This window comes from Massilia sp. 9I (genome assembly GCF_902506415.1).
Classification (GTDB): Bacteria; Pseudomonadota; Gammaproteobacteria; order Burkholderiales; family Burkholderiaceae_D; genus Telluria.
In genome coordinates this window covers 3,885,167-3,898,548 of the sequence record NZ_LR733275.1, presented here as the reverse complement: position 1 = coordinate 3,898,548, position 13,382 = coordinate 3,885,167, and the positions used below count along the sequence as shown (strand labels likewise).

The 13,382-nt window shown below is 66.6% G+C and carries 12 protein-coding genes and 1 tRNA gene; 4 read left to right on the top strand and 9 right to left on the bottom strand.

Features of this window, described 5'->3' with window-relative positions; all coding sequences use genetic code 11:
- Nucleotides 1-27 precede the first annotated feature (27 nt).
- Nucleotides 28-1,851: a DNA helicase RecQ gene (gene recQ / locus GV068_RS17440; RefSeq protein WP_159700556.1), complete on the top strand. Its 1,824-nt coding sequence runs from the start codon at nucleotides 28-30 to the stop codon at nucleotides 1,849-1,851.
- A 37-nt stretch (nucleotides 1,852-1,888) separates the two neighbouring features.
- Nucleotides 1,889-3,187 (top strand): sugar MFS transporter, encoded by a 1,299-nt coding sequence (locus tag GV068_RS17435; RefSeq protein ID WP_159700553.1) that lies wholly within the window; start codon nucleotides 1,889-1,891, stop codon nucleotides 3,185-3,187.
- A 28-nt stretch (nucleotides 3,188-3,215) separates the two neighbouring features.
- Here GV068_RS17435 and trmB read toward each other — a convergent pair whose 3' ends face one another.
- Complete coding sequence (trmB, locus tag GV068_RS17430) at nucleotides 3,216-3,896, bottom strand: tRNA (guanosine(46)-N7)-methyltransferase TrmB (protein WP_159705175.1); 681 nt, start codon at nucleotides 3,894-3,896, stop codon at nucleotides 3,216-3,218.
- Nucleotides 3,897-4,054: 158 nt separating this feature from the next.
- On the opposite strand from trmB, the gene GV068_RS17425 reads away from it, so the two are divergent.
- Entirely contained in the window at nucleotides 4,055-5,170 is a 1,116-nt protein-coding gene (locus GV068_RS17425) for a succinylglutamate desuccinylase/aspartoacylase family protein (protein ID WP_159700550.1), read from the top strand.
- Here GV068_RS17425 and GV068_RS17420 read toward each other — a convergent pair.
- From GV068_RS17420 to GV068_RS17410, 3 genes are read right to left on the bottom strand one after another with little or no spacing between them, the layout of a single operon-like run.
- Nucleotides 5,160-5,786 carry a DUF6064 family protein gene (locus tag GV068_RS17420; RefSeq protein WP_159700547.1) on the bottom strand — a complete coding sequence of 209 codons (627 nt, stop codon included), beginning with the start codon at nucleotides 5,784-5,786 and terminating at the stop codon, nucleotides 5,160-5,162. The genes GV068_RS17425 and GV068_RS17420 overlap by 11 nt on opposite strands.
- Nucleotides 5,783-6,694 (bottom strand): aldo/keto reductase, encoded by a 912-nt coding sequence (locus GV068_RS17415; protein WP_159700544.1) that lies wholly within the window; start codon nucleotides 6,692-6,694, stop codon nucleotides 5,783-5,785. Before GV068_RS17415 ends, GV068_RS17420 begins: the two co-directional genes overlap by 4 nt.
- Nucleotides 6,695-6,745: 51 nt before the next feature.
- Nucleotides 6,746-7,267 carry an SgcJ/EcaC family oxidoreductase gene (locus GV068_RS17410; protein WP_159700541.1) on the bottom strand — a complete coding sequence of 174 codons (522 nt, stop codon included), beginning with the start codon at nucleotides 7,265-7,267 and terminating at the stop codon, nucleotides 6,746-6,748.
- A 170-nt stretch (nucleotides 7,268-7,437) separates the two neighbouring features.
- Between GV068_RS17410 and GV068_RS17405 the strand changes: the two genes are divergently transcribed.
- Complete coding sequence (locus GV068_RS17405) at nucleotides 7,438-8,235, top strand: LytTR family DNA-binding domain-containing protein (RefSeq protein ID WP_159700538.1); 798 nt, start codon at nucleotides 7,438-7,440, stop codon at nucleotides 8,233-8,235.
- A gap of 4 nt (nucleotides 8,236-8,239) precedes the next feature.
- Here the strand turns inward: GV068_RS17405 and GV068_RS17400 are convergent.
- The 5 genes from GV068_RS17400 to GV068_RS17380 all read right to left on the bottom strand — a co-directional run bounded on the left by GV068_RS17400 (nucleotide 8,240) and on the right by GV068_RS17380 (nucleotide 13,221).
- A tRNA-Gly gene (locus GV068_RS17400) sits at nucleotides 8,240-8,313 on the bottom strand.
- A 52-nt stretch (nucleotides 8,314-8,365) separates the two neighbouring features.
- Nucleotides 8,366-9,106: a PEP-CTERM sorting domain-containing protein gene (locus tag GV068_RS17395; protein ID WP_159700535.1), complete on the bottom strand. Its 741-nt coding sequence runs from the start codon at nucleotides 9,104-9,106 to the stop codon at nucleotides 8,366-8,368.
- 160 nt (nucleotides 9,107-9,266) lie between these two features.
- Nucleotides 9,267-10,289, bottom strand: coding sequence for a TraB/GumN family protein (locus tag GV068_RS17390; protein WP_159700532.1), 1,023 nt, complete (start codon nucleotides 10,287-10,289; stop codon nucleotides 9,267-9,269).
- An 83-nt stretch (nucleotides 10,290-10,372) separates the two neighbouring features.
- On the bottom strand, nucleotides 10,373-12,418 hold the full coding sequence (locus GV068_RS17385) for a methyl-accepting chemotaxis protein (protein WP_229464284.1): 2,046 nt from the start codon (nucleotides 12,416-12,418) through the stop codon (nucleotides 10,373-10,375).
- A gap of 17 nt (nucleotides 12,419-12,435) precedes the next feature.
- Nucleotides 12,436-13,221 carry a TorF family putative porin gene (locus tag GV068_RS17380; RefSeq protein WP_159700529.1) on the bottom strand — a complete coding sequence of 262 codons (786 nt, stop codon included), beginning with the start codon at nucleotides 13,219-13,221 and terminating at the stop codon, nucleotides 12,436-12,438.
- Nucleotides 13,222-13,382: the final 161 nt, after the last annotated feature.

Genomic DNA, 13,382 nt, shown 5'->3' with positions numbered 1-13,382 from the left:
AGGCAAAACCCTAGAAACAGCTTCAGCATGACTTCCGATATCGGCGCGCGCGCCCTCCACGTCCTCGAGACGGTCTTCGGCTATCCCGCCTTCCGCGGGCAGCAGGCCGAGATCGTCGAGCACGTGGCCAGCGGCGGCGACGCACTCGTCCTGATGCCCACCGGCGGCGGCAAGTCGCTGTGCTACCAGATCCCGGCGCTGCTGCGCGACGGGGTGGGCGTGGTCGTCTCGCCCCTGATCGCCCTGATGCAGGACCAGGTCGACGCGCTGGAAGAAGTCGGCGTGCGCGCCGCCTTCCTCAACTCGACCCAGAGTTTCGAGGAAACCCTGCGCATCGAGCGCCTGGTGCGCAGCGGCGAGATCGACCTGGTCTACGTCGCGCCCGAGCGCCTGCTGACCCAGCGCTGCCTGGAACTGTTCGACGCTTCGCCAATTTCCCTGTTCGCGATCGACGAAGCGCACTGCGTGTCCCAGTGGGGCCACGACTTCCGTCCCGAATACATCCGGCTGTCGGTGCTGCACGAGCGCTACCCGACCATCCCGCGCATCGCCCTCACCGCGACCGCCGACCAGCAGACCCGCGAAGAAATCGCGCACCGCCTGCAGCTCGACGATGCACGCAAGTTCGTCTCGTCCTTCGACCGCCCGAACATCCGCTATTCCATCGTCGAGAAGACCACCGGCCGCAAGCAGCTGCTCGATTTCATCAGCAGCGAGCATCCGCAGGATTCCGGCATCGTCTACTGCCTGTCGCGGAAAAAAGTCGAGGAGACCGCCGACTTCCTGAACGAGCACGGCATCAAGGCCCTGCCCTACCACGCGGGCATGGAGTACAGCGTGCGCGCGGCCAACCAGTCGCGTTTCCTGCGCGAAGACAACATCACGATGGTCGCGACCATCGCCTTCGGCATGGGCATCGACAAGCCGGACGTGCGCTACGTCTGCCACCTCGACCTGCCCAAGAGCCTGGAGGGCTACTACCAGGAGACCGGACGCGCCGGCCGCGACGGCTTGCCGGCCAGCGCCTGGATGGCCTACGGCCTGCAGGACGTGGTACTGCAGCGCCGGATGATCGACGAATCCGAGGCCGACGAGACCTTCAAGCGCGTGCTGTCGATGAAGCTCGACGCCATGCTCGGCCTGTGCGAAACCTTGTCGTGCCGGCGCATGCGCCTGCTGGATTACTTCGGCGAGCGCTCCGGCCCCTGCGGCAACTGCGACACCTGCCTGATCCCGCCGATCCAGGTCGACGGCACGGTGCCGATGCAAAAGCTGCTGTCGGCCATCTACCGGGTCGACCAGCGCTTCGCCGCCGGCCACGTGATCGACGTGCTGCGCGGCGCGCAGACGGAGCGCATCAGCCAGTGGCACCACGACAAACTCACCGTCTACGGCGTCGGCGCCGACCGCTCCGAGCAGGAATGGCGCGCCATCGTACGCCAGGCGATCGCGCTCGGCTTCGTCACCGTCGACCACGACGCCTTCAGTTCGCTCAAGCTGACCGACGCCGCGCGCCCGGTGCTCAAGGGCGAGCAGAAGGTGCAGCTGCGCCAGTACCAGAAACCGGTCAAGGCCAAACGGCCGTCTTCCTCGCGCAGCAGCGGCTACGAGGAACTGGAACTGTCGCGCTCCGAGCAGCAGATCTTCGAGCGCCTGCGCACCTGGCGCATGGGCACCGCGCGCGAGCACGGGGTGCCGGCCTATGTCGTGTTCCAGGATGCGACCCTGCGCGAAATCGCCAAGGTCAAACCGGGCTCGCTGGACGCGTTGCGCGGCGTCTCCGGCGTGGGCGAGAAGAAGCTGGTCTCCTACGGCGACGAAATTGTCGCCATCATCAACGAGATGATGTAGTGTCTAGGGTTAAGTCTGTTCAACCCTGAGACACCACATGGCCATCCCCACTCCCACCAGCACCACCGCAGCACCCAGTAAGGACGGCGCAGAAGCTGTCGTCCCGCAAAATGCCGCCAGCCTGCAAACCTTCGTCTTTGCGCTGTTCTTCGTCTTCGGCGGCATCACCAGCCTGAACGACGTCATCATCCCCAAACTGAAGGACCTGTTCACGCTCAGCTATGCCCAGGCGATGCTGGTGCAGTCGGCATTCTTCGCCGCCTACTTCTTCGTCTCGATCCCGGCAGCAAGCATCGTCCAGCGCATCGGCTATATGCGCTCGGCCGTGGTGGGCCTGCTGACGATGGCGGCAGGCTGCCTGCTGTTCATCCCGGCCTCCTACTCGGGCGTGTTCGTCACCTTCCTGCTGGCCCTGTTTGTGCTGGCCTCGGGCATCACCATCGTGCAGGTGGTGGCCAATCCCCTGATCTCGATGCTGGGCAAGCCGCAGACGGCGTCCAGCCGCCTGACCTTCGCTCAGGCCTTCAATTCGCTCGGCACCACCGTGTTCCCTTACGTGGGCGCGATCCTGATTCTCGGTTCGCTGGCGACGGTCGACGTGTCCACCTTGAGCGGCGCGGCGCTCGACGCCTACCGCCAGGAAGAAACCCGGGTCGTGGTGAACACCTACATCGGCCTGGCGATCGCGCTGGCGCTGCTGGGCGGCGCGGTGTGGATGAACCGCCGCAAGCTGGTGGAAACGGCGGCGCCGTCGGAGAACATCCTGCACGCCTTCGACCTGCTCAAGCAGCCGCGCTTCGCGCTTGGCGCGCTGTGCATCTTCCTGTACGTCGGCGCCGAGGTGGCGATCGGCTCGATCATCGTCAACTACCTGATGGAGTCGAGCGTGCTGGGGATGGGTGCGGAAGAAGCGGGCAAGCACGTGCCGCTGTACTGGGGCGGCGCGATGGTGGGCCGCTTCATCGGCGCGGCGCTGCTGCGCCTGTTCTCGCCGGGTAAGGTGCTCGCCTGTGCGGCGGCAGTGACGATCGCGCTGCTGCTGGTGTCCGCCAACACCACCGGCGCGGTCTCCGGCTGGTCGCTGCTGGCCATCGGCCTGTTCAACTCGATCATGTTCCCGACCATCTTCACGCTCGCCTGCGAAGGCCTGGGCAAGCGCGCGGCGGAAGGCTCGGGCGTGATCTGCGTCGCGATCGTCGGCGGCGCCGTGGTGCCGCTCATCACCGGCTTCGCGGCCGATGCCGCCGGCCTCAAGATGTCGCTGATCGTGCCGGCGCTGTGCTACGCCGTGATCGTGTATTTCGGCCTGTACGCGCGCCGTTCGCACAAGGCATAAAAAAAGCGCGCCGTGTGGCGCGCCTGCTTTACTTCTTGGTGAACACCAGGTCCCAGACCCCGTGGCCCAGTTTCAGGCCACGGTTCTCGAACTTGGTCAGCGGCCGGTATGCCGGCTGCGGCGCGTAGCCTTCGGCCGTGTTCTGCAGCTGTGGCTCGTTGCCGAGCACTTCCAGCATCTGCACTGCGTAGTCTTCCCAGTCGGTGGCGCAGTGGAGGTAGCCGCCCGGCGCCAGCTTGTCGCACAGGACCTTCACGAACGGGCTCTGGATCAGGCGGCGCTTGTTGTGGCGCGCCTTGTGCCACGGGTCCGGGAAGAACACGTGCACGCCGGCCAGCGAACCGTCCGCGATCATGTGGTTCAGCACCTCGACCACGTCGTGCTGGATCAGGCGCAGGTTCTCGATGCCCTGCTCGCCGATCTGCTTGAGCAGGCTGCCCACGCCCGGCGTGTGCACTTCGACGCCGATGAAATCCTTCTCCGGCATCAGGCGCGCGATGTGCGCGGTGGTGTCGCCCATGCCGAAACCGATTTCCAGGACGACCGGCGCCCTGCGCCCAAAAGCCTGCTCCAGGTCGAGGGTCTCCTTCTTGTACTCGACCAGATACTTGGGACCGAGCTCCTCGAGCGCGCGCGCCTGGGCGGTCGACAGCCGCCCGGCCCGCGTGACGAAGCTGCGGATGCGGTGTTCGGTCGGATCGTACAGCATGGAACGCGCCGGGCCGTTGGTAGGCTTTTCTTCAGACATGGGGATGGTAGTGAGGGAAAAACGGCTGTCATTATAGCCCAGGCAGGGCGTGCGAAGCCGGGCGGCGGATTCGCGCATAATCGTGTTTTCGCCACTGCCGCGTACCGGAGCCTCTTCCCATGCATTCCTTGAAACACCCGATTGCCGTCGACGAGAACGTCGCCACCGCCCAGCTGACCTCATTCCACTATGGCAGCCCGGGCAGCGGCAAGAAGGTCTACATCCAGGCCGCCGTCCACGCCGACGAGGTGCCGGCCATGCTGGTGGCGCACGTGCTGCGCCAGGAGCTGGAGCGCCTGGATGCGGAAGGCCGCGTCAAGGGCGAAGTCATCCTGGTGCCGGCGGCCAACCCGATCGGGCTTTCCCAGGTCGTGCACGGCACGCCGTTCGGCCGCTACGACCTCAAGTCCGGCACCAACTTCAACCGCGCCTACAAGCACGTCGCCGACGAGCTGAAAAAGTCGCTCGAGGGCCGGCTCGGCAGCGACATCGATGCCAACGTCGCCCTGATCCGGGAAGAAGCGCGCCGCCACGTCGCCACCTGGGAACCCAAGGACGACACCGAGACGCTCAAGAAAACCCTGCTGTCGCTGGCGATCGACGCCGACATCGTGCTCGACCTGCACTGCGATAACGAGGCGCTGATGCACATGTACACCGGCACCCCGCTGGTCGAGACCGTGGCGCCGCTGACCGCCCTGCTGGGCGCGCGCGTGCTGCTGGTGGCCAAGGCCTCCGGTGGCGAAGCGTTCGATGAAGCCTGCAGCCGCCTGTGGTGGGACCTGGCGGACCATTTCGAAGGCGCCGCCATCCCGCCGGCCTGCGCCGCCGTCACGGTCGAGCTGCGCGGCGAGAACGACGTGCGCTACGACTACGCGCGGCTGGATGCCGCCGCCCTGCTGCAATACCTAGGCCATTCGGGCGTGCTCGACATCCCTCTCGAGCCGCTGCCGGAAACGCCATGCCGCGCCACGCCGCTGAACGCGGTCGAGCCGCTGTCGGCGCCGCATGCGGGCGTGCTGGTGTTCCACAAGCGCCTGGGCGAGCTGGTCGAAGCGGGCGAGCCGGTGGCGGACATCGTCAACCCGGTCAGCGGCCAGGTGACGACCCTGTCGGCCGAACACCCCGGGCTGCTGTTCGCTAGCACCGCGCACCGCCACCTGCTGCGCGGCATGCACGTCTGCAAAATCGCCGGCACCGAATCCTTCCGCTCGGGCGACCTGCTCAGCGCCTGAACCGCCATCCCAGCGCCAGCAGGGCCAGGACTGCGGGAAGCCAGGCCTGGGCGGCGTGCAGCTCGTGCTGGGTCGCGCTGCTGGCGCCACACCACAGCAAGGGAATCACCCACAGCGGCCACCGCGCGCGCCAGGCTAGCAAGGCGGCCAGCGTGGCCACGGCGGTGGGATCGGGTGCGAAGCCGAACATCTCGGCCTGCTCCAGGGCGCGGCCGTTCAGCGGCGCCAGCGCAGGATAAGCCAGCGCCACGACGAGCAGTACCAGCGCCACATGTCCGCGATGGTCAACCGGCGCCTGTGGCCGCTGCGCCATCCAGGCCAGCAGGGCCGCCTGCAGGAAGAAGCCGGCCGCGAAATACGGCGCACCGGTGTTGATGTCGGCGTAGCGCTGCAGGTGATAGGCCCAGCCCGTCCACGCCCAGGCTACGGCGAGCAGGGCGAAACCGATCCGCGCGCCGCCCGCGCGCCGCATGCAGACCAGCAGCGCGATGCCCGCGGCGAACGCCAGCAGGTGCAGCGGCCACCACTCGCGGTTCATCAGTGCGAACTGGCGATAGTAGGTCCGCGCCGAGAACATCAGGAAGTCCGACAGCGAATACGTCCACCACTCGCTCATGCCAGCCTTTCGACGTCCTGGGCGATGCGGCGGCGCAGCGCTTCGTCCGGCAGCGCTCCGGTGGACGCCAGCATGTTCTCGCGCACGTGGGCGACGCTGGAGGTGGCGGGGATCGCGCAGGTCACAGCCGGGTGCGCGACGATGAACTTGAGCAGGGCCTGGGCCCAGCTGGTACAGCCGATCTCCGCGGCCCAGCCGGGCAGGCGCTTGCCCTGCAAGGCCTGGGTCAGGTCGCCCTGGCGGAACGGCCGGTTGACGATCACGCCGATGCGCCGCTCGCGCGCCAGCGGCAGGATGCGCTGCTCCACCTCGCGGTCGAGCGGGTTGTACGAGACCTGCACGAAGTCGATCGGCTGGCTGGCCATGATTTTCTCGATCTCGCCATGGCGCCGCCCTTCGGAAGTGGTGATGCCGACGTAGCGCAGCCGGCCTTCGCGCTTCATCCGCAGCAGCATGGGCAAGTGGGCTTCCCAGGCGAGCAGGTTGTGCACCTGCAGCAGGTCGAAGCGGGGAATCCTCCACAGGCGGCGCGAGGTCTCGGCCTGGGCCGGGCCCTGGGCGCCTTCGCCGATCCACACCTTGTCGGCCGAGAACAGCTGCGCCGGCTTGAGTTTCGCGACGGCTTCGCCGATCACGTCCTGGGCCGAGCCATACATCGGCGACGAATCGATGAGTCGTCCACCACTCGCAAAGAACTGGCGCATCACAGCCGCACACTCGGCGCGCGCGGCGGCATCGCGGCCGACGTTGAAGGTGATCCAACTGCCCAGCCCTACCAGCGGCAACTGCTCGCCGGATGAAGGGATGGCGCGGGTGAGCAGCGCCGGGCGGCCCTGGGCATGGGCAAAAGCCGGCAGGGCCAGCAAGGACGCGAGCAGGCGGCGGCGCGATCGGGAAACAAGGGACATGCGGGCGCTCCTTGTCGGTGGTCGGACAGGGAGCGAGCATACCGCGCTCGCTTATCCGTTGGCGCGCGGCGCCGCGCCCAGAGGCGTCGCGCGCACCGCGACGAATTCCCAGCCACCCGCTTTTGGGCGCACCAGCGCGAAGGTAAAGAACTCGCGCACCACGCGCTTGCCCTGCGCGCCGTCCGGCACCTCGATCGACACCGCGCTGTCGATGGCCAGCAGGTCGCCAACGGTCTCGATGCGCTTGACGACGGTGCGGTGGGTCATCCCTTCCGGCAGGCTGGCGAAGGACTTGGTGAAGTGGGCCAGGATCTCGGCCTGGCCCTTGAGCCGGATCGGGCTGCCGATGGTCGTGGTGGCGTCCGGCGCATACAGCGCAGTCATGCCGGCCGCGTCGCGCCGGTTCCAGACCTCGTCGCTGCGGTCGGCAAGGGCGCTCATGGTTGCGGCGAGCTGGCTCGATACGGTGGACGTCGCGATTGGCTGGGACGCGCCGTCCGCCGCGCCGGCGCCCAGGGAGACGGCGGACAGCAGGACGATGGCACAGGTATGCATGGTGAAAAGGCGTTTCATGGATTCTCCAGTTGATCGATGGGAAGCGCGAGACCAAGGCCTCGGCAGGCCAGGTGCTTGCGGTTAGAATGGCCACTGTATTGACCACGCCAGCAGCCGGCCAGCGTGGTTTCGCCGATCGACATCCCTTTTTCGCCAGTCGCCTACCCATGCAGTTCACGAAGCGTGAAATGAATCCGTCCCTGCTGCTCACGCAGTTGGCGAGCGTTTTGGGCCTGGCGCTGTGCTTCGCGGTGCTCGGCCCCTTTGGCACCTACACCGACCTGAGCGTGCCGGTGCGCTATGCCTACTGGATCGGGCTGGTGCTGGTCGGCTACCTGAACATCCTGCTGGCAGCGCATGCCGTGACGGCCGTGCGGTCCGGCCTGCGCCATCGCTGGGTCTTGACGACGGTGACGCTGGTATCGAGCGTGCCGACCACGCTGGCGGTGGCCTGGGTCGAGTCGCTGACGCGCGCACATCCGCTGCCCTTGTCGGTGTTCCCGAGCCTGTTCGGCACCGTGGCGCTGGTCCAGCTGGTGATGTTCCTGTTTTTGACGCGGCTGCAGCCTTCGCTGTCCGCCCTGCTGCTACGGCGCGTGCCTGCGGACACGGTCGCGACCTTGCCGGAAACGCCGGCGCCCGCCGCTAACGCGAGCCCGCTTGCGCCCTTCTTCAGGCGCCTTCCGGCACACCTGGGACAAGACCTGCTCGCGCTCGGCGCCGAGGACCACTACCTGCGCGTCGTGACGGCATCAGGATCAGACCTGATCCTGATGCGCCTGTCCGATGCGCTGGACGAGCTCGGCAATGCGGCAGGCATGCAGGTGCACCGGAGCTGGTGGGTGGCGCATGGCGCAGGCGAAGCGCTGCGGCGTGATGGCGGACGGACGGTGGTGGTACTGAGGAATGGAGGGGAAGTGCCGGTCAGCCGGACTTACCTGGCTGCCGTGCGCGACAAGCTGGCCTTGTCGGCGGCGGCGTCCTGAAGACTGGAGCGGGTGAAGGGAATCGAACCCTCGTCGTAAGCTTGGGAAGCTTCTGCTCTACCATTGAGCTACACCCGCGTGCCCCGCATTCTACGCGGGTCCACGCATGCTTGACAACTTAAGCGATGACTCAGGCCTGCTGCTTGCGGCGGCGTGCAGCAGCCAGGCCGGCGGCGCCGAGACCCAGCAGCGCGAACACACCCGGTTCCGGCACATCGGCTTGCAGGTTGCGAACTTGCACATTGATGGCGCTGCGGCCCAGTTCGTCGCCTTGGCCGTTATAGGCGATTAGGGCAAAGCTGTACTGGCCGCTCGCGTTCGGGTCGAAGGCGCCCGGTGGCGGCGTTACGAAGAACGAAGGCACGGCCAGGTAGCCGAACAGCAGGTTCTGGGAATCCTGCTTGACATCCGCTGCAGAACCGCCGGCGCCAAACGGGAAGATCGCGCTGAGGTTCAGGACGCCCAGTTGCGCCTCGTCGGTATCCATGCCGGTATCGAAGTCGTACAGCAGCTTGAAGCTCAGGCCGCTATCGGCGATCGAGTCTTGGTCGACCTTGATGTAATAGCCCACGTTCCAGGTCGAACCCTGCAGACCGGAAGGCGAACTGGTGGTGCCCAGGTTCGCGAAGAAGGTACCGGAACCATCGTTGCCCAGATTCGGACCGCTGAAACGCTGGTGCGCCGTCAGGCCCAGGGTGAATCCTTCGCGCACCGTGATGGCCGAAGGGTTGTTCGGAATGCCCGAGCCGCCATAGGTGGCCTGCGGCAGCGGTCCAAAGGTCGAATAATCCGGGACCACAGGTGCGGCGGCGGCGAATGCCGAGACGCCGGCCAGCAGCAGGCTCATGCCCAAACGCGATACGATTTTCATGGAATTCCCAAAAGTAAATTTTGTGGAGATTCAAGCAACTAACATGCCAGAAATTTATCGTAAGAAATTAAACTTTAGAAACAAAGGTTTAGCTGACGCCATCTATTCGGCGTCGCAGCAACCCGGCGCTGCTGTAAAGTTTTTCGACACCGGATCAACGTCACTCGGGCTGCTCGACCTTATAGCCTTTCGCCGCCAGCGCCGCCACCAGGCCCTTCGGATCGAGGATGTCCTTCATGCTCAGCATCGCGAAGGTCGAGCCATTCCTCGCCAGCGCCGCTTCGGCGTTGCCAAGCCATAGGGCGCGCAGCTTTCCTTCGGCCCCCTGGAAGGCGGGATGCTCGCGCAGGACCGCGCTGTTGCGGATCACGTTGCTGCAGCTCTCCTGGTGATCGACGAAGTCGAGCTTGCGGATGCCCTCGATGTCGCCCTTGGCCCAGGCATTGGCGCGCAGCCGCATCGCATCGATGTCGGTTTCCAGGCGCGCCAGGGTGGCGGAGAAGCAGGCCAGGTCGTCGAGCGGCGACTTCTTGAATTCCTTGATCACCTCGCGCGGATTGTCGACCTTCAGCTCGAGGGTCGTGCGGGTTACCTTGAGCTTCTTCTGGTCGACGATCTTCTCGACCTGCTTGCGCACGTCGGTGCTCGAGGTCAGGCCCGCCTTGTTCATCGCGGCGCCGAACAGGCGGTTGGCCACGATGATCGGCCGCTCGCGTTCGTCGCCCTTGGGCAGATACTTTTCCTTGAGCGGCAGCCAGCGCGCGTAGACCTCGGGCGGCAGCACGTCGCGCAGGGTGGCGCCGTCCGGGTTCTTGTTGACGCCGATGAGCGAAGGCAGCGCCAGCGCGGTCTGGAAGTAGGACAGTTCGAGCTTGCTCATCGGCGGCGGCAGGTATTCCTGCGAGCGGCCAATGACGGCGTCGACTTCGTGCGAGCGCCAGTCCATCTTGACCGGCAGCGGCGAATAGGTGCCGAAGATCCACAGCACGTGGCCGTCCTTGCTCACCTTCCACATGCCGGGGCCGGGCTTCTGGCCGACCACCAGGATCTGTTCGGGCGCGCCAGGCGCGCTGTCGGTGGAAGCGGAGGCCGCCGCCGGCGGCGCGCCCGCATCGATGGTCTGGGCTGAAGCAGGCCCTGCGCACAAGGCCAGGCACAGCGGAAGGATCGCAAGTTTGAACATCAGGACACCCTTGTTGTTGGTTGTCCGTCAAGCTTAGCTCTGCAATATGAGCCCCGACTTAAGCGTCCGGGCCCGGCGCAATTTCATGCCGTCCGCATGGCCAGCAATGCCGGCGTCGAAGCCGTCACGCCGCGGCGTGCCGGCACCGAAGCGCCGCCGTCGCCATCGAGCTTGAACGCGCCCACCAGCTCGACCAGGGTCGCGGCCTGCTGCTGCAGGCTTTCCGCGGCGGCCGCCGCTTCCTCGACCAGGGCCGCGTTCTGCTGGGTCACGCCGTCCATCTGCACGATGGCCTGGTTGACCTGGCCGATGCCGCTGCTCTGCTCCGCGCTGGCGGCGCTGATCTCGGCCACGATGTCGCTCACGCGGCGCACACTGGCCACGACTTCGTCCATCGTCTTGCCGGCGTCCTCGACCAGCATGGTGCCCATGCTGACCTTGTCGACCGAGTCGCCGATCAGGACCTTGATCTCCTTGGCGGCGGCAGCGCTGCGCTGCGCCAGGTTGCGCACCTCGGTGGCCACCACCGCGAAGCCGCGGCCCTGCTCGCCGGCACGCGCCGCTTCCACCGCGGCGTTCAGCGCCAGGATGTTGGTCTGGAAGGCGATGCCGTCGATGACGCCGATGATGTCCACCACCTTCTTCGACGCGTCGCTGATCGATGCCATGGTGTCGACCACCTGGGCCACCACCTCGCCGCCGCGCACGGCGGTCTCGCTGGCCGACCCGGCCAGCTGGTTGGCCTGGCGCGCGTTGTCCGCGTTCTGCTTGACGGTGCTGTTCAGCTCTTCCATCGACGCGGCAGTTTCCTCCAGCGCGCCGGCCTGCTGTTCGGTACGCACCGACAGGTCGGCGTTACCCTGGCGGATTTCGCTTGAGGCGGTGGCGACCGCGTCCGAGCTGGTGCGCACCTGCAGCAGCACGTCCTGGATCTTGGCGATGAAGCCGTTGAAGCCGCGTGCGATCTGTGCCAGTTCGTCGTTGCCGCGCACCGCCAGGCGGGCGCCGAGGTCGGCATTGCCCGAGGACAGATCGGTCATGGTCGCGGCCAGCACGCGCAGCGGACGGGTCAGGCGGCGCTGCACGGTGACCATCACCATCACCGCCAGAGCGGCGCACAGCACCGAAACCAGGGCCGCGTAGCCGGCCAGCTCGCGCGCTGGCGCGGTCGCCACGCTGCGCGGGAAGGCCAGCGAGATCGCCCAGGGCGCGATGTCCTTGTTGATCTGGAGCGGCTGCAGCACGTGCACCACGTCCTGGTCGTCGATGTACTCGTAGGCCTTGCCCTGCTTGACCGCTTCGAGCGCGGCGGGCGGCAGGTCGTCCGCCTTCTTGCCGTTGAGGGCGTGGTTCTTGTTGCTGGCGTACAGGCCGCGGTTCGAGATCAGGGCCAGCGTGCCCTGGTCGATGACGTGCATCTCGCGCAGCATCATGCCGAGTGTGGACAGCGGGAAGTCGCCGGTGACCGATCCCTTGAACTGGCCGTCCACCATGATCGGCGCTGCCAGCGAGGCGATCGCGACGTCCTTGCCGTTGATCGGGTACAGGTAGGGCTCGGTGAAGTGCGAGCGGCCGGTGGCCTTCGGCACGTCGTACCAGTCGTTGCCGCCCGGGGTGGTGACGAAGACGATGGGCTCGACCTTGATCTTGCCGTCCGCGCCGCGGTTCCAGTAAGGCATGTAGCGGCCGGTGGCGTCGTACATGGGCTGCTGGCCGGCGAATTCCGCGTCCCGGCCGTCCAGCGCCTGCGGCTCGTAAGCTGCCGAGCTGCCGATCAAGTCTTCCGAACCCGCCAGGGCGGCGCGCACGACCGCGCCGACCTGCTCGCGGCTCAAGGCCTGGCCGGCGCCCTGCGTCGCCGCCAGCGAGCTGGCCACGCTCTGGATGGTGGACAGGTTGGCCGCGATCCGGCTCTTGAGCAGGGCCGATGCTTCCAGCGTCAGCGTACGCGCTTCGCGCATCGCGGCCTCCTCGGCGCTCTCGCTGTTCTTGACGGCGATGAAGGCCGAGGTCACGCCCATGCTGGCGATCACCAGCACGGTGGCGGTGACGCAGATCTTGGCGCTCAGGGACAGGGAAAAACGGCGCGCGCCATGCTGTGCATCGCTTGCCTTTGCTTGCTTGTTCATGGTTTCTCTCTCGGTTCTCAGAAGCTGCGGGCGACGCTCACGGCGAACGTGCCCTTGGCGGGATTGGATATCGCCGGCTGTCCGTCGGCGCGCGGCACGCCCGTGGTGTAGCGGTCGTAAGCGTCGGTGGCGCCCCAGGCGCGGGTGTAGGCAGCGGCGATGCTCCAGCCGCCGTCGAAGGTTTTGGTAGCGCCCGCCTTGGCGTCGCGCCAGTCCCAGGCCGCATTGCCGGCGCCGGCGACGCGGCCGTCGCCCAGATGCAGGTTGAGCGTGTAGCCGCCGCCCAGTTCATGGTTGACGCCGAGGTCCAGGTAGCCGGTGTCGCGTGCATCCGTGATGCCGAAGAAGTCGCGCGACACGGTGCGGTAGTACCTCAGGTACAAGGACTGGAAGCTCAGGCCGGGCACCAGTTCGGTGTAGTCGTAGCGGGTGTTGGTGGCCTGGATGCGGGCGCCCGGATAGCGGTAGTGCACCAGCGAGAGGCTGTAGCCGAGCGGCCCGAGCGTGCCGGCGTAGCCGCCGTACAGGTCCCATTCGACGCGGCCGCCCTCGATGAAGCGATCGCTCACGGTCGAGGTCCAGGTGCCGAAGGACCAGCCACTCGGGTGGGTCACGTCAAGGCCGGCCTGCAGCGCGGGCCGGCCCCAGGTCTGGCGCATACCGCGCGACACGTACTGCGAGGTGAACGAGAGGGTGGGCGTCAGGGACAGCGCGCCCGGGGCGGCCTTGCTGTCCTCGGCGTGGAGGGCTGGCGCGGCAGCCAGCAGGCAAACCGGCAGCAGCCGGGAAATCAGGGAATTCATGGTGGTCTCGTCGAAATCCGGCGGAGACTCAAGCCTTCCCCACCGCTCAGCAATTAATGCCGTACGGAAATTCTAAGAGAAGAATGTGAATATTCACAAAATTGTGAAGACTTCGATAAGACAATTTTTACCATCGTGCGTCGTCGGCGCAACAAACGGCA

Excerpts from the sequence above, each read along its gene's own strand:
- GV068_RS17380 (WP_159700529.1), bottom strand. The coding sequence starts at position 13,221 with ATGAATTCCCTGATTTCCCGGCTGCTGCCGGTTTGCCTGCTGGCTGCC.
- GV068_RS17405 (WP_159700538.1), top strand. The coding sequence starts at position 7,438 with ATGAATCCGTCCCTGCTGCTCACGCAGTTGGCGAGCGTTTTGGGCCTG.
- GV068_RS17410 (WP_159700541.1), bottom strand. The coding sequence starts at position 7,267 with ATGAAACGCCTTTTCACCATGCATACCTGTGCCATCGTCCTGCTGTCC.
- GV068_RS17395 (WP_159700535.1), bottom strand. The coding sequence starts at position 9,106 with ATGAAAATCGTATCGCGTTTGGGCATGAGCCTGCTGCTGGCCGGCGTC.
- GV068_RS17390 (WP_159700532.1), bottom strand. The coding sequence starts at position 10,289 with ATGTTCAAACTTGCGATCCTTCCGCTGTGCCTGGCCTTGTGCGCAGGG.
- GV068_RS17420 (WP_159700547.1), bottom strand. The coding sequence starts at position 5,786 with ATGAGCGAGTGGTGGACGTATTCGCTGTCGGACTTCCTGATGTTCTCG.
- trmB (WP_159705175.1), bottom strand. The coding sequence starts at position 3,896 with ATGCTGTACGATCCGACCGAACACCGCATCCGCAGCTTCGTCACGCGG.
- GV068_RS17415 (WP_159700544.1), bottom strand. The coding sequence starts at position 6,694 with ATGTCCCTTGTTTCCCGATCGCGCCGCCGCCTGCTCGCGTCCTTGCTG.
- GV068_RS17385 (WP_229464284.1), bottom strand. The coding sequence starts at position 12,418 with ATGAACAAGCAAGCAAAGGCAAGCGATGCACAGCATGGCGCGCGCCGT.
- GV068_RS17425 (WP_159700550.1), top strand. The coding sequence starts at position 4,055 with ATGCATTCCTTGAAACACCCGATTGCCGTCGACGAGAACGTCGCCACC.
- GV068_RS17435 (WP_159700553.1), top strand. The coding sequence starts at position 1,889 with ATGGCCATCCCCACTCCCACCAGCACCACCGCAGCACCCAGTAAGGAC.
- recQ (WP_159700556.1), top strand. The coding sequence starts at position 28 with ATGACTTCCGATATCGGCGCGCGCGCCCTCCACGTCCTCGAGACGGTC.